Origin of the sequence: Deinococcus cellulosilyticus NBRC 106333 = KACC 11606, assembly GCF_007990775.1 — a bacterium.
Classification (GTDB): Bacteria; Deinococcota; Deinococci; order Deinococcales; family Deinococcaceae; genus Deinococcus_C; species Deinococcus_C cellulosilyticus.
In genome coordinates this window covers 35,440-56,614 of sequence record NZ_BJXB01000032.1, presented here as the reverse complement: position 1 = coordinate 56,614, position 21,175 = coordinate 35,440, and the positions used below count along the sequence as shown (strand labels likewise).

19 protein-coding genes are annotated in these 21,175 nt (G+C 55.4%); 14 read left to right on the top strand and 5 right to left on the bottom strand.

Annotation, left to right across the window (positions count from 1 at the left end; all coding sequences use genetic code 11):
• The 9 genes from DC3_RS24480 to DC3_RS24440 all read left to right on the top strand — a co-directional run.
• Window positions 1-624: LLM class flavin-dependent oxidoreductase (locus tag DC3_RS24480; RefSeq protein WP_146889744.1), on the top strand; the 624-nt coding region annotated here is incomplete at its 5' end.
• A 193-nt stretch (window positions 625-817) separates the two neighbouring features.
• Window positions 818-1,789 carry an aliphatic sulfonate ABC transporter substrate-binding protein gene (locus DC3_RS24475; RefSeq protein ID WP_186816239.1) on the top strand — a complete coding sequence of 324 codons (972 nt, stop codon included), beginning with the start codon at window positions 818-820 and terminating at the stop codon, window positions 1,787-1,789.
• On the top strand, window positions 1,786-2,598 hold the full coding sequence (locus DC3_RS24470) for an ABC transporter permease subunit (protein ID WP_146889739.1): 813 nt from the start codon (window positions 1,786-1,788) through the stop codon (window positions 2,596-2,598). Before DC3_RS24475 ends, DC3_RS24470 begins: the two co-directional genes overlap by 4 nt.
• Window positions 2,577-3,329, top strand: a complete 753-nt coding sequence (locus tag DC3_RS24465; protein WP_186816238.1) for an ABC transporter ATP-binding protein — start codon at window positions 2,577-2,579, stop codon at window positions 3,327-3,329. The genes DC3_RS24470 and DC3_RS24465 overlap by 22 nt, the downstream gene beginning before the upstream one ends.
• Window positions 3,330-3,432: 103 nt before the next feature.
• Window positions 3,433-5,031 (top strand): MDR family MFS transporter, encoded by a 1,599-nt coding sequence (locus tag DC3_RS24460; protein ID WP_146889732.1) that lies wholly within the window; start codon window positions 3,433-3,435, stop codon window positions 5,029-5,031.
• A gap of 328 nt (window positions 5,032-5,359) precedes the next feature.
• Window positions 5,360-8,191: a PD40 domain-containing protein gene (locus DC3_RS24455; RefSeq protein ID WP_186816237.1), complete on the top strand. Its 2,832-nt coding sequence runs from the start codon at window positions 5,360-5,362 to the stop codon at window positions 8,189-8,191.
• 395 nt (window positions 8,192-8,586) lie between these two features.
• Window positions 8,587-8,943 carry a hypothetical protein gene (locus DC3_RS24450; RefSeq protein ID WP_146889726.1) on the top strand — a complete coding sequence of 119 codons (357 nt, stop codon included), beginning with the start codon at window positions 8,587-8,589 and terminating at the stop codon, window positions 8,941-8,943.
• A gap of 21 nt (window positions 8,944-8,964) precedes the next feature.
• The gene (locus DC3_RS24445) at window positions 8,965-9,297 is read left to right on the top strand and encodes a hypothetical protein (protein ID WP_146889723.1); all 333 of its coding nucleotides are present in this window, start codon (window positions 8,965-8,967) and stop codon (window positions 9,295-9,297) included.
• Window positions 9,298-9,373: 76 nt separating this feature from the next.
• Window positions 9,374-10,075, top strand: coding sequence for a phosphatase PAP2 family protein (locus DC3_RS24440; protein WP_146889719.1), 702 nt, complete (start codon window positions 9,374-9,376; stop codon window positions 10,073-10,075).
• Window positions 10,076-10,091: 16 nt separating this feature from the next.
• Here DC3_RS24440 and DC3_RS24435 read toward each other — a convergent pair whose 3' ends face one another.
• Entirely contained in the window at window positions 10,092-10,913 is an 822-nt protein-coding gene (locus DC3_RS24435; protein WP_186816236.1) for a GNAT family N-acetyltransferase, read from the bottom strand.
• A 488-nt stretch (window positions 10,914-11,401) separates the two neighbouring features.
• Here DC3_RS24435 and DC3_RS24430 point away from each other — a divergent pair, with 488 nt between their 5' ends.
• The 3 genes from DC3_RS24430 (at window position 11,402) to DC3_RS29365 (ending at window position 15,002) form a co-directional block, all read left to right on the top strand.
• Window positions 11,402-13,384, top strand: a complete 1,983-nt coding sequence (locus tag DC3_RS24430; protein ID WP_146889713.1) for a carbohydrate binding domain-containing protein — start codon at window positions 11,402-11,404, stop codon at window positions 13,382-13,384.
• Between the two features lie 305 nt (window positions 13,385-13,689).
• Entirely contained in the window at window positions 13,690-14,715 is a 1,026-nt protein-coding gene (locus DC3_RS24425; RefSeq protein WP_146889710.1) for a LacI family DNA-binding transcriptional regulator, read from the top strand.
• 119 nt (window positions 14,716-14,834) lie between these two features.
• Complete coding sequence (locus DC3_RS29365; RefSeq protein ID WP_186816235.1) at window positions 14,835-15,002, top strand: hypothetical protein; 168 nt, start codon at window positions 14,835-14,837, stop codon at window positions 15,000-15,002.
• 45 nt (window positions 15,003-15,047) lie between these two features.
• On the opposite strand, the gene DC3_RS24420 is transcribed toward DC3_RS29365, so the two are convergent.
• Together DC3_RS24420 and DC3_RS29360 are read right to left on the bottom strand one after the other, a co-directional pair.
• Window positions 15,048-16,679 carry a GGDEF domain-containing protein gene (locus DC3_RS24420; protein ID WP_146889706.1) on the bottom strand — a complete coding sequence of 544 codons (1,632 nt, stop codon included), beginning with the start codon at window positions 16,677-16,679 and terminating at the stop codon, window positions 15,048-15,050.
• Between the two features lie 34 nt (window positions 16,680-16,713).
• Window positions 16,714-17,082, bottom strand: coding sequence for a hypothetical protein (locus DC3_RS29360; RefSeq protein ID WP_186816234.1), 369 nt, complete (start codon window positions 17,080-17,082; stop codon window positions 16,714-16,716).
• On the opposite strand from DC3_RS29360, the gene DC3_RS24415 reads away from it, so the two are divergent.
• Window positions 17,074-18,072 (top strand): endo-1,4-beta-xylanase, encoded by a 999-nt coding sequence (locus DC3_RS24415; protein ID WP_186816233.1) that lies wholly within the window; start codon window positions 17,074-17,076, stop codon window positions 18,070-18,072. The two genes, DC3_RS29360 and DC3_RS24415, sit on opposite strands and share 9 nt — an antisense overlap.
• Before the next feature lie 4 nt (window positions 18,073-18,076).
• Here the strand turns inward: DC3_RS24415 and DC3_RS24410 are convergent, their stop codons facing one another.
• A complete protein-coding gene (locus DC3_RS24410; protein ID WP_146889700.1) occupies window positions 18,077-18,946 on the bottom strand; it encodes an alpha/beta fold hydrolase in 870 nt (289 codons plus the stop codon).
• A gap of 325 nt (window positions 18,947-19,271) precedes the next feature.
• Here DC3_RS24410 and DC3_RS24405 point away from each other — a divergent pair, with 325 nt between their 5' ends.
• Window positions 19,272-19,532 carry a cold-shock protein gene (locus DC3_RS24405; RefSeq protein ID WP_146889697.1) on the top strand — a complete coding sequence of 87 codons (261 nt, stop codon included), beginning with the start codon at window positions 19,272-19,274 and terminating at the stop codon, window positions 19,530-19,532.
• A 57-nt stretch (window positions 19,533-19,589) separates the two neighbouring features.
• Here DC3_RS24405 and DC3_RS24400 read toward each other — a convergent pair whose 3' ends face one another.
• Entirely contained in the window at window positions 19,590-21,173 is a 1,584-nt protein-coding gene (locus tag DC3_RS24400; RefSeq protein ID WP_186816232.1) for a sensor histidine kinase, read from the bottom strand.
• Window positions 21,174-21,175: the final 2 nt, after the last annotated feature.

The following is a 21,175-nucleotide window of genomic DNA, read 5'->3' as shown; positions in this document are numbered from 1 at the left end:
TTTGGCCCAGTGCAACAACCCCTCCCTCCGGTGTACTTCGGGGGCAGCAGTGAACCCGCCATTCAGGTGGCGGCAGATTACACCGACGTGTACCTGACCTGGGGAGAGCCTCCGCACATTGCCAGAGAGAAGATCGAGCGGGTGGCCGAACAGGCGGCACTGGCGGGCAGAAAAGTCCGTTTCGGGGTCCGGGCACACATCATCGTCCGCGAAACCGAAGAGGAAGCCTGGAAAGAAGCAGACCGCCTGATTGAAAGGCTGGACGATGAAACCATCCGCAAAGCCCAGGCGCAGCTTTCTGCCAACGGTTCCACCGGACAGCAGAGAATGATTGCCCTGCACGGTGGCAACAAAGACAACCTCAAAGTCTACAAGAACCTCTGGGCGGGCGTGGGCCTCACCCGTGCGGGTGCAGGAACCGCCTTCGTGGGCAACCCCGAAAACATCGCAGCCCTGATTGAAGAATACAAACAGATCGGAGTGGACACCTTCATCCTCTCTGGCTACCCCCACCTCGAAGAGGCCTACCGCACCGCAGAACTGCTGTTTCCTGCCATTGGCAAGACCCAGACCGGCGTTCTGCAGGTCAAAGAAAACGAACGCAGACTCGCCGTTTCGTTTTGAACAACACCCAGACCCTCACAAATCATCGTTCTCCTTCCACGTCAGAAATCGTCGGACCAATCACGGAAACCCAGCAAAAAACCGGGGTTTGCGTGGGGAGGTGTGATCTGTCACAGGCATCGCCTCTGGGCCTGCGCCCTCGTCAAGTGCAGGCCTCTTTTTCAAGACCACCATGACGAAAGGAACCCCTCACATGAAGAAAAGATTCCTCACTGCAATTGCACTGCTGTCCATCGGAAACCTCGCCCAGGCCGAAGACATTGTGTTCCGAATTGGTTACCAGAAGGGGGGCATTTTCACCGCCCTCAAGTCCCTCGGATGGCTGGATGAAGCCGCCAAATACGGCATCAAGTACGAGTGGTACCTGTTCCCCGCAGGCCCCCAGCTGCTCGAAGCCCAGCGGGCCAACGCTGTGGACTTCGGTTCCACCGGAGATACCCCCAGCATCTTTGCCCTCGCAGCAGGGACCCCACTCAAGTACGTGGGCATCACCAAAAATCCCAACCCCCGCACCAGTGCCATTCTGGTCACCAGAGATTCTCCCATCAAGAGCGTCAAGGAGTTGAAAGGCAAGAAAGTGGCCCTGCAGCGTGGATCAAGTGCACACTACTTCACGCAACTGGCGTTGCAGGAGGTGGGCCTGGACCTCAATGACATTGAAATCATCAACCTGCCTCCGGCAGAGGCCCGTGGTGCGCTGGAAAGTGGTGCCGTGCAGGCCTGGGTGATCTGGGACCCCTTCTACGCCATTGCGCAGGCCGGAAACAACGTCAAGGTCATCCGGGACAACAAGGGTCTGACCGATGGGGTGGGGTACTGGATCACTGTGGATCGGGTGCTCAAAGATCCCGGCAAGAAGAAAGCCCTCTCCTACCTGCTCGCTGAACTCAAGCGCACTGCCGACTGGGCCAACAACAACCCCGACAAACTGGTGGACCTCTGGAACGAAGAGCTCGGCATTCCCAAGGACATCCTGAAGGTGGTGGTGAAGCGTGCCCTGCCTTACCGCATCCAGCCCTTCCCGGAAAAACAGCTGGCGTACCTGCAAAAAGAATCTGATGCGTTTTTTGAACTGGGTGTGATTCCCGTCAAAACCAAATTCGTCACGGATTTCATCGGCAAAGTGCCCTTTTCCAAAGCAGGCTTACAGGTGGTGAAGAAATGACCATTACCCGCAGCATTCCCCAGACAGCGACCCGCAAAAAGCGTTCCTTTCGTTTCAATGCCACTGAACTGTGGCGCTGGGTGCTCCCTGCAGCACTGCTGATCATCTGGCAGATCAGTGCCCAGACGGGCCTTCTGAGCAAGCAAATCCTTCCTGCACCCACTGCCGTTTTTGGCGCTCTGGCTGAACTCATTCAGAACGGCAAACTCTGGGAGCACTTTGCCATCAGCATCCAGCGTGCCCTGACAGGGGTCGCCCTGGGCTTCGCCACCGGATTCACCCTGGGCTTGCTGGTCGGTGTGAACCGCTTCCTGTCGGTGCTGCTGGACAGCACCCTGCAGATGGTTCGCAACATTCCCCACCTTGCGCTGGTTCCGCTGGTGATCCTGTGGTTCGGGATTGGCGAAACCGGCAAGATCTTCCTGATCGCCCTGGGCACCTTCTTCCCGATCTACCTGAACACCGTCCACGGCATCCGTGGCATTGATCCCAGGCTGCTGGAGATGGCCAAAGTGTACGGCCTGACCGGACAGCAGACCTTCTGGCGCGTGATTCTCCCTGGTGCACTCCCAGGCATTCTGGTGGGCTTGCGCTACTCCCTCGGGATTGCCTGGCTTTCCCTGGTGGTCAGTGAGTCCATCGCTGCGAACGCTGGAATTGGACACCTTGCGATGGACGCCCGTGAATTCATGCGCACCGACATTGTGGTGCTGGTGATCCTGATCTACGCCGGACTGGGCAAATGGGCCGACAGCACCGTGCGCCTGCTCGAAAGGAGGCTCCTGCCATGGCATCCGAATCTCAAGTGACCCTGACTTTGGAGCACATCGGCAAGCGTTTCGGCACCCGTGAAGTCCTCAGGAACATCAACCTGACCGTGAAACCCGGTGAACTCGTCGCCCTGATCGGGGCAAGTGGAGGAGGGAAGACCACCCTGCTGAGAGTGGTGGCCGGACTCGAAGAGATCACCAGTGGCAAACTGACCCTGAGCACCGAAAACGGTCAGCCCTCCAGAACCCGCGTGGTGTTTCAGGAAGACCGCCTGCTCCCCTGGCTGAACGTGATCAACAACGTGACCCTCGGTCTCCCAAAGAACACCCACCCTTATGCCTACCACATCCTGGAAAGCGTGGGACTCGCAGAGAGAACAGGCGACTGGCCCAGCCAGCTTTCCGGAGGACAGAGACAGCGGGTTTCGCTGGCAAGGGCCCTCACCCACAAGCCCCACCTGCTGCTGCTGGACGAACCTTTCGGGGCCCTGGACGCCCTGACGAGGGGGGAGATGCAGAAATTGCTGGAAAACCTGTGGAACACCCACAAATTCACAGCGATCCTGGTCACCCACGACATCGAAGAGGCCCTGCAACTCGCAGACCGCGTGATTGTCCTCAGAGACGGTGAAATTGCCCGCGAAGTGGTCGTGGACCTGCCCCGCCCCAGAAAGCGCAGCGACGCCCACCTCTGGGAACTCGCAGAAAGCCTGGAAAAGGATCTACACCAGCCCGAGCTGAACCTCTCCGGCGAAGTTGCCGCAAGTTAAAAACCATCCACTCCGTGGCGAAGACTCTGTTCTTCGCCCTTTTTTTGCCTCTGCGGGACTTTGCTGGCAACAAAAGGCCTCTGGTCCCCCATTGAAAGGCCCCATGACTGATCGAATTTCCTCTTCACCTGAACCTGCCCTGTCCCGTGCTGCCTCCCTGAGCCTCTCCCAGAAACGCTGGTCTTTTGCTGGAGTGCTGATGGCGCTTTTCCTGGCCTCGCTGAACCTCACTGTGGTCGGGACTGCTCTTCCAAGGGTGGTTTCTGAGCTCGGGGGCATTCACCTGTATTCCTGGGCGTTCACCGGATATTTTCTGACCAGCACCCTGGTGATTGCCATCAGTGGAAAGATCAGTGACATTTATGGCCGCAAGCCCCTGATGTTGCTGGGAATCATCATTTTCTCGGCAGGAAGCACCCTGCTGTCTCTCTCTCCAGACATCCTCACCCTCATCGTGTTGCGCGGCGTGCAGGGCATTGGAGGAGGGCTGCTGATCTCGATGTCCTTTGCCACCATCGCGGACATCTTCACCCCTCAGGAAAGGGGGAGGTACCAGGGTTTCACCACCTCTGCTTTCGGGTTTTCCAGCATTGTGGGTCCCCTGATTGGAGGCCTGATCACCGACCATTTTGGCTGGAGGTGTGTGTTCCTGATCAATCTGCCGTTTGGCCTGCTGGCGTTCCTGTTCATTCAAAAGCACCTGCAGGGGGTCCAGGTGCGCCAGAAAGCGGTCATTGATTACGTGGGGATTTTGCTGCTGGGAAGCACCACCATCAGTTTGCTGCTGGGCCTGACATTTGCAGGTTTGCGCGGATCATGGCTGCATGCTCAGGTTCTGACCTGCCTGAGCATCACCGTGCTGTCTGTGGGCTCGTTTCTGGTCTGGGAAAGGCGTTTCCCCAGTCCGGTGATGGACCTCAAACTGTTCAGGAACCGCACCATCACCCTGTCCAATCTGGCGGGATTTCTCACCATTGCTGCCATGCATGCCTGCATCAACTACCTTCCTTTGTACCTTCAGGGCGTGAAAAGCACAGGCGCGACCCTCTCAGGACTCCTCCTCACTCCGCTGATGCTGGGTCAGGTGAGCACCAGTGCCATTTCAGGAATTCTGGCTTCCAGAACAGGAAAATATAAACCCTTTGTGGTGGTGGGTGGCTGCCTGATCGCGGTTGCTCTGGCCTTCACTGCGACCCTCGGGCAGGACACTCCTGTGTGGTACACCCTCTTTTTCATGGTGCTTCTTGGCATGGGGATGGGACCTGTGATGTCTCTTTTGACCCTGGCGGTGCAGAATGCGGCTCCGAAAGAGCAGATCGGCATGGCGACCAGCCTGAACCAGTTCTTCCGACAACTTGGAGGAACCATTTTTGTGACCATTCTTGGGATTTTCCTGAACCAGTACCTTGCTTTGCATGTGTCAGAGCACCTGCCTGCGGTGGTGCAGACCCTGCCCCCTGATCTGGTGGCATCCATTCACAATCCCAATGCCCTGAGCAATCCCGTGATGATGGGGGAGATCCGGCAGGACCTTCTGCAGTTTGGAGGGTCAGAACTGGCTCACAGGGTGCTGGATGGTTTGCGGGCGATGCTGTCTGGAGCGATTCAGAACATTTTTCTGACCACCTGTGGGGTGGGCTTTCTGGTGGTTCTGGTGCTGCTGGGATTGCCTTCTGATGGTCGAAAGCAGCAGAGAAATTAAAAAGAGGGTCTGTCAACAGAGATGTTGTGGTCACCCACAACAGGGTGAGCTGATTCCAGAATGCTCTGGACTTCATCTCTGGCTTCAGATGCCTGAATTGTCCGTAAGACACAGTAAAGAGGGTGTCCATTTGTGATTCGGTGACTCATCTGTAAATCGCACCAGATCCTTATAATGGTGATTTGTGAAACATCATACGATTTTGATCCGCAATGGAATGGTTTTGCTGTTGAGTTCAGCTTTGTGGGTTTCCTGCAATCAGACACCCCCTCCCAGCAACACAACACAGATCCCCAGTGGGTGGGAGGTTCAGTTCAAGGTGGGCAATGTGGTTTTTGGACAGACCACCACCTTTGACCCACAGGGCAAAAGCCGGGTGTCTGAAACCCCCAGCTTTCTCAAACAGCTTGTTCTGAATGCCCAGCCTCAGGCCCAGAACAGCAATGCACTGAATTATTTCATTCAAATGAAAATCAATGGACAGCCCGTCCAGAAGGAGTTGAAATTTCAACCTTCTGGTCCCGCAGGAAAAGGAACAGCCTTCAACCTGCTTCCCAGCGCAGACAAAAAACGCATTTTCTGGCTGGTGTCCTACCAGGATTTTCTTGGGACAGGAAAATACACAGCAGAATTGACTTATGAAGGCAAAACGGCCCGTGTGTCTGCTGATTTGCAACCCGTCCAGGATCTGACTCCACCAAAAATCAATGTGCTGACGCTCACTGAGCATCAACTCAAGATCAACTGGTCTCCAGTGAAAGGTGCAAAAAGCTACACCATCTATCTGCTTGCTGCCAACCAGCCGTTCATTGGAAAGGGCACAGTCATCAAGGCTTTTGTGGCCACTCCAGATGAAACCACCCTGGATCACAAAGATTCAGAGCTTCTGGGTTCCCTGAACCAGAATCATTATGTGGCGGTGATTGCCAACGGCTGGGATGAGACAGCTTCTGACCATGTTCCTCCGAGTGCAGACAGCAATTTTGATGCTGCTGTGGGCTTTGCGGTGGTCAAAACCCGTCATGACCCGGAAGTGAACCGTCAGATTCTGCCCTCCCAGCTTTACCTCACTTCAGTGGCAAATGGGTCAGGCACCACGGTCCTTCCCCTCAGGCAGACGAGCACGGATGCGCCTGACCTGCTCTACACCGCAAAAATTGAAGGGAATGCCCAGGTGACCCTGACCGATCCAGGACAGGGCCGCCTGAAATCTTCTGCCGGGCACAACCTGAGCCTGACCGTGAACTGTGCGGAAGAAAGCCAGGGAGAGGTGACGCTGGTGCTGGATTACCTCAACGATCGGAATCAGGGTGGCACCCGCATTCCTGTGAAGTACCACTGCACACGGAATTTCTCGTTCCAGGAAAAATTTCGTGGTCTGGGGGTGGACGAGAAGATTTCCACCGTGAAGGCTTCTGCGCAAAAAGGACGCCTGATGGTGGCCCGTCAAGATGCCCTGTATGTGTATGACCAGAACGATGTCCTGTTGAAAAAAATTCAGTACCCGGTGGCAGGCAAGGGGGCCACCGGACTGAGCTTCAATGCAGACGAAAGCCAGTTGCTGATGCTCCACAACGGAGATGTGTACACCTTTGATGTGACCACAGAGCAATTCACCCGTCGGTTTGCCCTCTCCAATGTGGTGACCGGAACTGTGGTGGATCATGGTTTCACTGCAGATCAGAAACTGTGGACCATCATGCGTGATGCTGCCCTGGGAGAGCTTGCTCCATACCGCATTCGGGTGACCACCCTTGCGGGTCAGGTGACCTTCGAGGATGCTGGATTCTACTATGTTGGGCGTGAGAACAGCTCACAGGCCTACCGCATCAAGGTGGGGGGCACCCCCCAGTTCATAGAGGCTCTTGAAATCCAGACCCTGGATCTGAAGACCGGCAATGTGGGCACTCCCATTGCCATGCCTGCAAGTTATTTGCCTGTTCGACCCAATGTGGGCAATCTGGAGATCAGCCCTTCTGGAAGATGGATTGTCTGGGCCAGAGATGACCTTGGAACGGAAGTCAACTTTTATGATGTTGAAAAGAACACCATCAAACAACTGAACTTGCCTGCTCCAGAAATCACCTACAACCAGGACCTGGAGTTCTTTTCAGACAACGTGGTGCTGGATCAGCTGGGAAATGGATCCATCTACCGTCTCGATGCCAGCACGGGTCAGGTGCTGGGCAGTTCCGTTTATGTGGAGGGGCCAGGAGCCACTGGCCTGGAAGTGCTGAACGGTCAGGTTTATGTGTTTGGCAAAGGGCTGTACCGACTGTCCAGTGACCTGCAACATGTGGAGACCCAGGAATGGATCACCCAGCCTTACATTGGACTGAAAAAATCAGGGGCAGACCTGCAAATTGCTCAGGGTGGAGCCTTTGCCTGGATGAATGCCCAGGGCAAAGTGCAGGAATATCTGCACACCTCCACCTTTCTTCCACCTGTGATTCAGGACGGATACATCATGGATTTCTCAGCGGATCGCAGCAAAATCCTGCACACCAACATCAGCATGGGGATCACCGGTGTGTTGAACCGCACACCAGGAGGCACCCCTGATGATTTGCCCCAGATGCTGCTGGACTGGGAAATGCATCCCTCCAGAAACCTGCTGGCTTATGCGGCATGGGAACCCGGCAATCCGGAAAACTCTTTGCTGGTGGTGCGAGATCTGGACAGCCACACTGATGTTCTCAAAGTGAAGATTCCGGGTTCTGGTGGAGACACCATGCTCGCCTGGAGCCCCAATGGGCAGCAACTGGCTTATTACTCCACCACACCCACACACAGCCTGCAGGTGTATGACCTGGACCTCAAAAAAGTGGTCCAGACGGTTCCTCTGACCGAGATGCTGCTCAGCAAATTGTTGTGGGGTGGGAATGAGAAGTTGTATTTCAGCAGCCATGATGTCCCTCCCACCGTTCTGGATCTGAAGTCTGGAAAAACCAGTCGTGTGGCTGGAGCAGATCAACTGATCGCACTGGATTCCACAGGGGCTTATGGCCTCCTGAGGAACCACAGCCTGATTTCGGTGATCACTGGAGCGGTGCTGGGCTCCCCAGTTCAGGGCTGTCCCAATGACTCAGCAAGTGTGTGGTCTGGCGATGTGATTTCCACCACCTGCAATCTGAATGTGGTGCAGGTCCATGTGAAGTGATTTCCATCCAAAGTGGCAAAAAAGGATCGACTTGTTCGGTCCTTTTTACATGTGATCCATTGGTTTGTTGTTCAGGCTCTGATTTGACCCATCCAGAAGTTGTCTGACTTCTGGATGCAGTTTGTTCTGACTCCAACAAAAGATGTCTAAAAAAACAAAGCCCATCTTCAGTTGAGAAAAATCTTCCACACTGTTTCAGGGGATGCTTTTCATTTGCATGGGTTATGCTCAAAATACCCTACTGTACTTGTGTGACGCACAACTTTTTCGGGCCTCTCAGGGACACTTCCCACACTGCCTGATCGTGTCTTCACGCCTTTGCCCATCCCCTGTTCAGTTCACCTCACCATCTCAAACGCTGTCCCAGGTGTCCCCTGAAGGAGGTGCAGGTCAGAATGGAAAACATTTATTCCAGTCCCCGTTTCACCAACCATCCCAGAGAGGGTTCACCTGAAAGTTGTGGTGTGCAGGTGTTCTCCGATCCTCAACGGCATCAGGTGACGGTGGTGTTTCATGTCCGCAACCACCGCACCCTCAGGACCGAGCCTCACCGTCTGGTGAATGCCTTTTACCGGGAGGTCCTGTTCAGGTTGCTGAGTCCGGCCAGTGTGATCCGCTGGTACTGCTGTCAGGATGGATTCACCCACCAGACCATTCACCTTGCGGGTCTGCCCGGTGGTTACACCAGTGGTCAGGTCGCCTACAGCCTCTCCCTTGCTGCCCCTGGCCGTGCCCGGGTTGCCACAGGCTGAACAGGAACACTGGGGAAGCGCATGCTTGAGACCTTCAATCCCAGAAACTGGCGTCAACTGGTAGAGCCAGAAGACCATGTCCGCCTGAAGTTCTTCGATGACCGGGGCGTTGTTTTCCAGTGGCTGGATGTGCTGGATGAAGTGGTGTATTCGGAAAGCCCCCGGAATGCTTCCCAGAGGCTCCTCTCCCGGTTCCCTCCACACACGTTTCAGGCTGTTTTGAAAGCAGGGGTGGTGGCGGAGCAGGAGATCCATCCACTGGGACCTTACTGCACCATCCACATGCTGCTGGATCAGGTGGCAGACCTGCTCACCCTGGCAGGTCTGCGTGTCCCACAATTGCCTTATGATTGACCGTTATGCTTAAGGCAGGTTTAACCCAGAGGTCTTTCTGACAGTGTTGAAAGGACACGGAGGCCACACTGCACTCATGCTCAACTGGATTTCACAGGCTTTGAAACTTCACTGGAAAACCCTGATCTTCTGGTTGCTGGGCATCCTGCTTCCTTTGCTGGCAGTGGGAGCCATTGCGGAAGATCTGCTGGACAAAGAGCCCTTCACGTTCGAAGAGCCCTTCATGCGCTGGCTTCACAGCCACTCCACCCCTTTTCTGGATGCCCTTGCCATCACCCTGGGTGTTGTGGGCAGCATCAAAATCATTGGCCCGATCAGTGTGCTGATCTGCATTTTCGCCCTGCGGCACCGTCGGGCTTACGGGATCTACTTCCTGCTGGCAACGCTGGGGGCGGGCTTGCTCAATGTGATCACCAAATTGATTTTTGACCGGGAAAGACCCAACCTGTGGGAAAAACTGGTCAATGAACCTGCGGCCAGTTTCCCCAGTGGGCACTCCATGTATTCTGCTGCTCTGGCTGCCTCGCTGATCGCGCTTTTGTGGCACACCCGTTATCGCAGTTCCATGCTCATTGTCGGGGTGCTCTTTGCCCTTTCGGTGGGCATCAGTCGCATCTATCTGGGCGTGCACTATCCAACCGATGTGGTTTCTGGCTGGGCTGCAGGAATGGCCTGGGCTCTGGCCCTGTGGAAGGTCTTGCGCAGCCGCAAACGCACCAATCCAGAAGGGGCCGTGCAGCCCGCTGCGGTGCAGAGCACTTCAGGCCAGAGCCAGTAAACCGGCACGCTGGAATTCAGGAACGGTACACCAGCTCATACTGGCAGAGGTCACTTCTCTGCCAGCCCAGTTTCTCAGCCAGTGGACGGATCAGGTCTTCTGGGAAGACAGGAATGGCCTGAAAACTGGAGATGCCTGTGGCAGCAGCAATGGCTTTCAGGAGTCTGGTGGCCTGACCCTGGTTGCGGTCTTCAGGAGCTGTGACCAGAGAGCGGACATACAGGTGTTCTCCTGCCTGAGAAAGGATGGCCACACTGTTGTCCAGTCGGTAGGCCTGTGCGGTGGGAAGCAGGCTGATCAGTGTGTCGGCTGAGATCTGCCAGGGAAGATCAGGAGCCGCATGCTCCCGGACAAAGGCAACAGCTTCCAAGAGCGAGATTTTCTGGAGTCCTGGATCTGCACCCGCTGCCACCTGACCTGAGTATCCCAGGAGGTTGCGTCTGATTTCAAAGCCATTCTTCTGGTAGAGCTGCAGGGCTCCGATGTTGGCCTGGAAGCACTCCAGCAAAACTTCGTCCTGGCGTTCCAGGGCCGGTTGCATGAAGGCTGAGGTGAGCTTTTGCCCAATGCCAAGTTTGCGGTATTCAGGATAAACGCCAAGACCAGCAAGCCGGGTTTTTCCCAGCCTGCGTGCTGTCAGAGAGATCCCAGCGTGTTGTCCATCCACTTCTGCCACCAGACTTTCGGTCAGGTCGATGTGTTCTGACCTCAGGCGGTAGGCGAACATCCTCAGGTCATTGGGAATGGGAACAAAGTAACCCTGAAAGGACCCCACAAAGATGTCATTGAGGGTGGCCAGAGAATAAGAGGTTGCAGGGTGCAGGATGATGGACGTCATATGGCCAGATTCTGACATTCTGCTGCTCAGGTTTCTCTAGGCCAAATGCGGGATGGTCCAGTCTCAGGGTCTGGTGTAAGGGAAATCTCTTAGTGATTGATTGTTTTGATTGTTTTTTAGGGTGAAAGGTTTCCAGAGCAGGCATGTACCGTTACATATGATGAAAACGCCTGTCACATTTCCTGGTCATATTTTACCGGTAAACGGACAATTCTTGCCCTGCAACGGGATTTTCTGGTTTTTGAATTTGCCTGCATTGGTGAAGCTTTTTGTAAAGGCCAGGGATGCAAATCGGGGGGATTGAAAACGCTGTCAGTTGTGTTTACCATGTGCCCATAGCCAAAACAACTTTACCGCTAAAGGCAAATGCCATTGGCGATTCTCTCTTCGGTGATAAAAAGCTGGCCTGAGAATTTTACCGGTAAAGTCGTGCTGCGGTCAGGAAAACAGACCAGCGTGTCTGCATTCCTGCTTCATGGGAGGATGAAGTGAAAGTACAGTATCGAGCAGTTCTTGGACTCGGGATCACCCTGTCCCTCATGGCCTGTAACCCCAACACCCCAACACCTGACGGAACCGTGTGGAAAGACGAGTTCAATGGAACTGCTCTGGACACCACCAAATGGGGATACCAGATTGGCAACGGTTTTGGTGGAGGAGAGTCCCCTTACGTTGCTGGATGGGGAAACAACGAACTGGAATACTACACGGACCGCCCACAAAACGTGTCGCTCAAGGATGGCAAACTGGTGATCACCGCCATCAAGGAAGATTACAAAGGTCTGGCAAATGGGGTCGAGCAGACGTTTGGCTGGACCTCTGGACGCATCCGCACTGCAGGAAAATTCAGCCGCACTTACGGAAAATTTGAGATCCGGGCCAAGTTGCCCACAGGCCGTGGATTGTGGCCTGCCATCTGGATGCTCCCCGAGGACCAGCCTGGCAATCCTTACGGCACCTGGGCAGCCAACGGAGAAATCGACATCATGGAGGCCTGGGGCAGCAAACCCGGCAAGGTGGCCCACACCATCCATTACGGCGGTATGTGGCCCAACAACACCTCTTCCGGCAAGGAATTCCTGTTCCCTGAAGGGCAGACCATTGCAGACTGGCACACCTACACCCTGGAGTGGCGTTCCAATGAAATGAAATGGTACGTCGATGGTGTCTTGACCGCCACCAAAACCCAGTGGTGGAGCTCCAAGGCCAATCCTCCCAGCAAAAACGAGGACCTTGCAGCCTGGCCCGCTCCGTTTGACAAACCCTTCTATTTGCTTCTCAACCTGGCTGTCGGTGGAAACTTTGACGGGAACCCCGATGCCACCACCCCAACCAAAGCCCAGATGGAAATCGATTACGTCAAGGTCTGGGGCCTGCAGGATGAAAACCGTGATCCAGGTGCCCGTCCCGACATGATGTACCCCTGGACCCCCCGTCCCCAGCGTCCACCCCTCGATGACGGCAACCTGATCTACAACAATTCTTTTGACTGGGCAGACAACGACCCCTGTGTCAAAGAAGACACCTCAACCCTCCCGGATGTGGCCAAATCTTACTTCTGGACCAACTTCACCGAAGGGGCCACCTACACCATGTCCAATGATGCCGCCAACGGCAACAGTCTGAAGGTGGACATCACCAATGACGCTGGGCCCAACTACGGGGTGCAGATCCGTCAGGACGGCATCACCATCAAGAACCTCAAGAAGTATGAAGTCAGCTTTGATGTGTGGTCCAGTGCAGACCGCAACATCATGGTCAAAGTCGGTGGCGGTCAGAGCCGTGGCTGGGCTGCCTACTCTGGTGAACAGACCATTGGGATTGGCAAGACCAAGCAGCGCAAAACCTTCACCTTTGACATGAACCAGCTCACCGATGCTGAAGCGCGCCTGGAGTTCAACCTGGGTGCAGGAGGCAAGAACACCGTCTGGATTGACAATGTGGTGGTCAAAGAAGTCGGTGATGTGAATGTTGACATGCGGCCCCCAACTGCAGACGGCAACCTGATCTACAACGGTGGTTTCTCTGAAGAGGCTCCCACTGTAGATGGCATTCCCGGAGTGGACAAAACCGATTACTGGTCTTTCTATCAGGAGAAAAACAACGTCACAACAAGCGTGGTCAATGGTGAAGTGAAACTGGCGGTCAGCAATGTGAATTCTGCAGAATTCTGGTACATCCAGCTCAACCAGAAGAACGTACCCATCGTGAAAGACCAGAAGTACCGCCTGACCTTTAAGGCTCATGCTTCTGATGCCCGCAAGGTTGAAGTGGTGATTGGAGATGATGGTGCCCCTTACGGTCGCTATCTGAACCAGCAGGTGGACATCACTGCCGACACCAAAACCTACTCCTATGAGTTCACTGGCCCCCAGACCAACAACAAGGCCATTTTGCAGATTCTGGGTGCCACCGGGGCAGGCAGTTATGATCTATTCTTCGATGATTTCCGCCTCGAAAAAATCAACTAAACTCCTCTAGTGCTCAGCCCGAGACCTGCAGGTCTCGGGTTTTTCATTGAAAAGCAGGACACTGCCAATGTAACGTGTTACAGGAAAGCACTGGACATCGGAAATGAAGTCTGTATCAAGAGCAAAGGCACCTGGTGTTTTGAGCCCGCCACAGGCCTTGACTGCCCGATGATGGAATTACACCTTTTCCTCACTTTAGACAGGTAAAGTAACAAATGATGCTGTATCGCTAAAATTACACCTCGATTACAATTGAGGGACCCCCATCCCCAACGTCAGAATCGCCCCATCTGCAGAGGACCCACATGACCAAACCTGGAATGACACTGAGTGAAATTGCCCGCATCGCTGGCGTATCGAAAATGACCGTTTCCAATGTGATCAATGGCAAAAAAGGGGTTGCCGAGGAGACCCGCAAGCGCATCATGGAGGTGATCCAGGAGACCGGATACATCGCCAACCGCTCTGCGCGTAATCTGGCTTCCGGGCGCACCCGCACCATTGGTCTGGTGGTGCCGAAGCTCAACTCCAATTACACCCTATACATTGGAGAGATCCTGCGTGGTGCAGGAGACGCCGCAGACCAGCAGCACTGGGACCTCCTGGTCTGCACCACCAGTGACGACGAGGAGCGTGAGTTCAGACGCATCCAGTCCCTGGCTTCTGGACTTGCAGATGGCATTCTGGTGCTGCTTCCCAGGGCAGAGCAAACCTACCTTTCGCTCTTGCAGGACACCCACATTCCGGTCATCACCCTGGACCACGGTCTGATTGAGACGCCCCTGCCTTCCATTGATGTGGACAACCACACCGGAGGCAGGCTCGCCACCCAGCACCTGATTGATCTGGGACACCGCAGAATCGGGTTCATTGGTGGGACCTACTCCCGCGCCCATCTGGAGCGTCTGGCAGGGTACAAAGAGGTGTTGCAGGAAAATGGCATTCCTGCCGATGACAGCCTGATTGTGCAGGGAGATTACAGCCAGCCCAGTGGATTCAGGGCAGCAGAACAGCTCTTGAGCCTCGCTGATCCTCCCACGGCCATCTTTGCCCTCAGCGACGCCATGGCTTTTGGGGTGATGGAGTCTGCAGGACGCAGAGGCCTGCGCATCCCCGATGACCTTTCGGTGGTGGGCTTCGATGACATCCCAATGGCTGGATGGGTGCATCCCCAGCTCACCACCATCAGACAGCCGCTCTACACGCTTGGAGAGACCGCCATCAACCTGATCATTTCGATGACCGACGGAGACATCCTTCCCGGGCAACGCATGATGCTTCCGGTGGAACTGATTCAGCGGGCCTCCACAGCAAGGCCTCCTGCCAGATGAGCACAGAAGACCAGTTGAAACCCTGGATCTGGATGGTCTCCAGCTGTCTTTGGGTTTGAATGACACCATCTGAGCTGAAGACAACCTGAAGACAACCCCCACCGTGCTACGGTAAAGGCATGGATTGGATCATACTCTCCCTGATCATGCTGATCGTTCTGGTCGGCATCTACCTGCTTCACCGAATCACCAATCCTCCCGAGATCCATGAGCGCCCAATGGTGCAACACCTCAGTCAAGAGCATCTGCGCACGGATCAGCACAAGCCTCACAACCCTCACAACTGAAACACGAAATCTGGCTGATGATGTTCTCAAGCATTTCTGGCGGGGTCACCCGCCAGAAATCGTCTGGTTTCTGCCCCGCACCTTTGCGTCCAGCAGGTGCAAATCTGCACTCAGCATCCACTTGCCCAGGTCTCCGGGCAGAGACACCACCCCTCCTGCGATGCCCACCGAGAAACTGACCGTGAAGCCCAGGCGGTCCTGGCTGAAAAGCTTCAACTTCTGCCGGATGCGGGTCAGGGTTCCTGCCGCCTGTTCCGGGGTGCAGTTGTACAGAAAGATCATGAATTCATCGCTGCCCCAGCGCACCATGTCATCTTCACCCCTGAGCTGTTTGCGGATCAGGGTGGCGGTGAGTTTGAGGGCTTTGTCTCCCACTTCATGACCATGCTGATCGTTGATTTTTTTGAAATGGTCGAGGTCCAGCAGGCAAAGGGTCACAGGAGAGCCCTGTCTGCTGGAAAGACCTTCAAAGCGCTGGGTGATGCCAGGAAGTGCCCGCTGGTTGGACACGCCCGTGAGGGGGTCCACGAAGAGCTGGGCCTGCATGGCATGCTGTCTGGCTGCATACTGGATCACGTATTTGGCGGCATTGATGGTGGCTTCCAGGGCGTGTTTCTGGGCAGGCATCTCGCTGAAGTAGAAGGTGACGTGGGTGCTGGGCCGGCCTTCCATGTACACCTTCTCCTCACGGAGCAGAGGGGTGGGGTTTCCCATCAGCACGGTGTCTGTGCCCTCCAGCTGAAGCCCTTTCAACTCTGGGAGGATGTGCCGCAGGTTTTCAAAAAGGTTCACAGCCAGTTCATCCATGCGCAGCTCACGGTAGGAGGATTCGCGGGTGTCCAGCATGGTGAGCAGGGCCGTGTTGAAGGTCTGGAACTGCTTCTGGGTCAGCTTCTGGTGGTTCCTGAGGGCAAGCAGCAGCCCAAAAATTCCCATAAAAGCCAGATAGAAGTGCAGCAGGCCCACCTCATGGGGCAGCAGGGAATGTGAGACCAGTTGTGCCGTGCAAAGCAACACAAACGCAGATGCGGTGATGGGGGTCAGGCTCTCAGACTGTCTGGCTTCCTCCAGACGGATGCCGTAAGCGAAGGCCGTATAGATCAGGGCATACACCAGAAAGTGGTTGGGGGTGTTGGTGAAGGCCTCGCTGAGGTCGGTGGCCAGCAGGGCATACAGACCTGTGATCCAGATGGAGCGGCCCAGGGAGGTTCTTCCTTCCATGAACGCCTGCAGGGAAGGAAGGGCCAGCACCAGCAGAAACAGGTCCAGCAAGGGATAGACGGCCTGCAGTGAAGTGGGCTTCAGCAGAATGGCGGCCAGCACGCCAGCCATCAGAGGCAAAAACAGGGTGAGGGACATCCCGCTGCGGGTGCGGTCCTTGAGTTGCACCAGATTCCATGCCCACAGCAGGTATCCCAGCAGGATCAGGACATGTCCGGGGGGTTCAGCATCCAGTGCGAATGCCACCTTGCCCATGCTCCACAGGAGCACCCCCACTTTTGCCGCAGTCCAGTGGGCGCTGGTGCGCGTCCACAGGAAGGCCACCAGCACGCCCAGCAGGGGAAGCATCCACCAGTGGTTTTCTGTGCCCTGTGGAAACAGAAGCCCCAGGCTGCCAATCAGGAACAGACCAGACCATTTGATGAATTGCAGGCGGTCTTGTTGAATTTTCAGCACGGCACACCTCGGGGTCGCCACAACACGGCGGGTTTCAGATTGGCTTCAGCATAAGAGCCAGGGTGTTACCGCTTTCTGACAGGGAGCTCATGGCATTCTCAGACCTTGCTGCCAACAGGTTCCAGGGGCATGCCCATTGGATTTTTGTACCGGGTATTGAAATTGTTTTCAGATCAGGGTGCCTTTTGGCAAAAGACTGTGAGAACCGTCGATTTTCATGACACTTTTTTTCAGAACAAGCAAGGCTGACCTGCAGCTTGATTTCCCCTTCTGACCCAACCATACTGGGTTCAAATCGCTGAAAATTCTCCTGCCCCAGACGTTTTCCCTGGAGGCTGCACTTGCCTGATGCTTCAGGATGTACCTCGGCATCTGGTTTCTGAAAGGAAATGCCATGAAACACACTGCTCTCCTGGTTTCTCTGCTGCTGGGCATGGCCCAGGCCCAGGGCCTCAAGGACCTTGCCCAGAAACACGACCTCCTGATTGGTGGGGCCATCGACCTGCGCTACCTGCTTGATGACCCGGATTACACAGACATCCTGGAAAAAGATTTCAATGTGCTGGTTGCAGAGAATGCCATGAAAATGGATGCCACCGAGCCCCAGCAGAACGAGTTCAATTTTGCCCTAGGAGACCTGCTGGCCACCTACGCCAGCAAGCACAACATGAAACTGCGGGGACACACCCTGCTCTGGCATCAGCAGGTTCCAAAGTGGATCACCAGTGGAACCTGGAACAAAGATGAACTGGAAGCCATCATGAAAAACCACATTCAGACGGTGGCTGCCCATTACCAGGGCAAAGTCTTCGCCTGGGATGTGGTCAATGAGGCCATCTCAGATTCCGGGGGCATGCGAGACACGCTCTGGCAGAAGACCCTGGGAGACGACTACATCGCCCGGGCCTTCCGGTATGCCCGTGAAGCAGACCCGGAAGCCAAACTCTTTTACAACGACTACTCCAGTGAAGGCATGAACCAGAAATCCAACGATGTGTACGCACTGGTCAAGAAACTCAAAGAACAGGGGGTCCCGATCGATGGTGTGGGCATGCAGATGCACCTGAGTGTTCTGAATCCCCCGAGCATGGAAGAGGTGGCTGCAAACATGAAACGCCTCGCGGATCTGGGACTGGAGGTGCACATCACCGAGTTTGATGTGCGTTCCGCAGGGTACCCTGGCACCCCTGCCGAGCGTCATGCCGCAGTGGGAAAACTGTATGGGGACGTGGTCAAAGTGTGTGTTCAGGCCAGCAATTGCACGGCGTTCATGACCTGGGGGGTCGCGGACAACCACACCTGGTTGCCCGGAGACAGTCCCCTCATGTATGACGGGTTTTACAACCCCAAACCTGCCTACTTCGCTGTGCAAGAAGCCCTGAAAGGACAGTAACGCTTCATTTTCTGGTGTTCAGCCAGGCCAGCAGCACAGCATCAAAGTGTTCGGGTTCTTCCAGTTGCGGGGTGTGGCCGCTGTGGTCCATCACCTTCAGGGTCACATCCGCAAATTCGGGAAGCACAGGTTCCCAGGTGAAATAAGGGGCCACCAGATAATCTTCTTTGCCCATCACGATCAGGGTGGGCTTCTGAAACCGATCCAGACCCCTGGTGGTCTGGATGTCCCGGAAGGTAGCTCCCCACAGGAGATCCATGACATCCATGTTCACAGGGAGGTCCTGCCACAACCATGCAGCGTCGTAATGGGGGTCCATCCAGCTTCTCGGCCCCATGGCCAGACAGTAGGTGACAAAACGGCGTTCTGGATGGGCAGCAATGGCCTCCTCAATGCCTTCGAAAGCCTTTTGCTGCAGCATTTTGCGTTCTTCAGAAGCGTGTTCCTGAAAGTACCGTTCCTTGATGGGCTCAAATTCAGGGCTCTGGCTGGGACCTGCTGCAATGAGCACCAGATGGCTCACGCGTTCCGGGTGTTTTTTGGCGTATTCCAGGGCCATGTAGGCATGACCAGAGTGTCCCACCAGCACCATGTCTTTCCAGCCCAGGGCCTGCCTGAACGCTTCCATGTCTTCCAGAACTCTGGAAAGTTCCAGATGCTCAGGTGGATGCTGGTCATGGGTCTCTGCGTAACCCCGATGGTCCACAAAAGCCAGATGCAAATGCTCGCGCAGGTGGCTGGAAAAGGTTCTGGGGTAGTAGATGTGACTGCCAATCACAAAGGTGGGCGTGCCCTGTCCTTCCAGCAGACAGCGCAGATGGTAGCCATCACGGACAAGTTCAAGGGTGTTGTAGAAGACAGAATCGGTATGCATGAGGACCTCTGGATCGGAGTTTTCGGTTCATGCTACCGGATGGGCCAAGCCAATCCCATCCCTTTTTCGGCCCATTTTCAGTAGGCAGAATGACGGATCTGTAAGGGCAGGATGTGCCTCATTGCGGCAAGCCCCACTGGGAGGCCACTGCCGCACTGCTGCAATCATGGTGGGTGAGCTTCTTCTGAGGCTGCTTTGTAAGCAATGGTTCATTTCACCAGCGGGCTTTCAGTGATAATGACTGTACTTCCAAGTACGCAACAACGAAGGGCGCACAAGGTTTAGGTTGTGCGTCGCTTTTTCTTGGAAGGTAGAGGAGCAAAGTATGCCTGTAGGTCGAGTCAAGTGGTTTAACGCAGAAAAAGGATTTGGATTCATCGAGCACCCCGGTCACCCCGACGTGTTCGCTCATTACAGTGCTATTAAGAGCCAGGGCTTCCGCAAACTGAACGAAGGCGACGAAGTCGAATTCGAAGTGGAAGAAGGTCAACGTGGCAAAGGCCCACAAGCCAAAAACATTGTGGTGACCAAAGCTGCACCCGAAGGCGGCAACAACAGCCGTCCCCAGCGTCAAAGCCGCTGGTAAGCGACTTCAATGACACACCCGGACCTTCAAGGTCCGGGTTTTTGTTTGTTCAGACCTCTACCCGGTGTTTTCTTTGATGGGGAAATGCACGGTAAACGTGCTGCCCACACCCAGCACACTGCGGACAGAGATGTGCCCATCCATCTTTTCCACAAGCTGTCTGCAGATGGTGAGCCCCAGACCGGAATGCCGTTCTGCAGAGGGCCCCTCTGCCCTGTAAAAGCGCTGGAACAGATGCGGCAGGTGTTCTGGAGCGATGCCCGTCCCGGTGTCCCTGACCTGGATTTGAAGGTCTTCAGGGGTGAAATCCAGATCAAGCTCGATGGTGCCTCCGGGTGGGGTGTGCCGCAGTGCATTGCTGAGAAGGTTCCCCAGCACCTGACCCAGACGCTCCGGGTCGGCCATCACCTGCACCGGGTGCGGCACTGGAACGCACCTGAGGTGAACGTTTCTAGACTGGGCCATGGGTTGAAACCTTTCCACCTGATGCTCCAGCAGATCCGAGAGCAAAACAGGCCTGAACTGCAGGCGGAATTCAGGCTGATCAAAGCGCAGGACATCAAAAACATCACTGACCATGTGGTTCAGGGCCAGGGCCTCCCGGTGAATGATGTGGGCTTTTCTCTGCAGAGGGCTTTCCTGCAGGCGGTATTGCAAATCCTCACTGAACGCCAGAATGTGGCTGAGGGGCGTTCTGAGGTCATGCGAGATGCTGTGCATGAAATCCTGTTGCTGCCCCATCTGCTGCTGCAGACCTTTCAGGGTCTCATGAAACTGCTGTCCGATCTGGTTGAGTTCCAGTTCCAGGTGGCCCAATTCCTGAACCCCTTCTTGCGCCACCGCACCAGACGAGTGGAAATCCGGTGTCTGCTGGAACCTGCTGGAGATTCGCTTCAGTTCGGTGTTCAGCCGCTTCGAATCCCGGCCTGCCAGCCAGCTGGAGACCAGCACCGATCCAGCCAGAGCGGGCAGCAGCACCCACAGGGTCCAGGCCAGCAGCATGGAGACAGAGAGCAGCAGCAGAGGTCCCCACAGGGCTTCTTCTTTCAATTGCAGGACCGTGACCGCAAGAACCTGCCTGGAGTTCAGGGGCACCATCCAGGTGGCCGCATTCAAATCACGGGTGCTCCATTCCTTGAGGTGGCGGGCAAGGCTTGCAGGTTGCTCGGTCACGAAGTGCTCTGTGGTCAGGGGCAACAGGGACCGCCACGTTTCAGGGATGGGGCCTTTTTCGAAAGCCTGACTCCACACCACCTCTCCTGCCTGGATGAGGGTCACCTGATCGTCCAGGGTGAAGACCTCCAGATCAAATGGCCCGAAAGAGATGGCCCCGGGGCCAGACCTTTCCGCAGCGAGCAACTGGACCTGACCGCTGTTCAGTCCTTCCAGCATGTTGATCTGTTGATTCATGGGCAATGCCCCGAGCACAGAGACCAGTTTACGGGCATCCCTGGAGACCTCATGAAGGTGGTCATTCAGGTCCCTGTATTGAAACAGCGAAATCAGGGGTGGCAGGGCCATCAGCAGAAAAACCAGACCCAGAACAGCACCAAGCCCCACCATGTGGGACCGTCTGAGCACCCTGAAGAGCACCGGTCTGGAAGGGTTTTTGTGGTGGGCTTTCCCATGGGGTTGGTTCATGG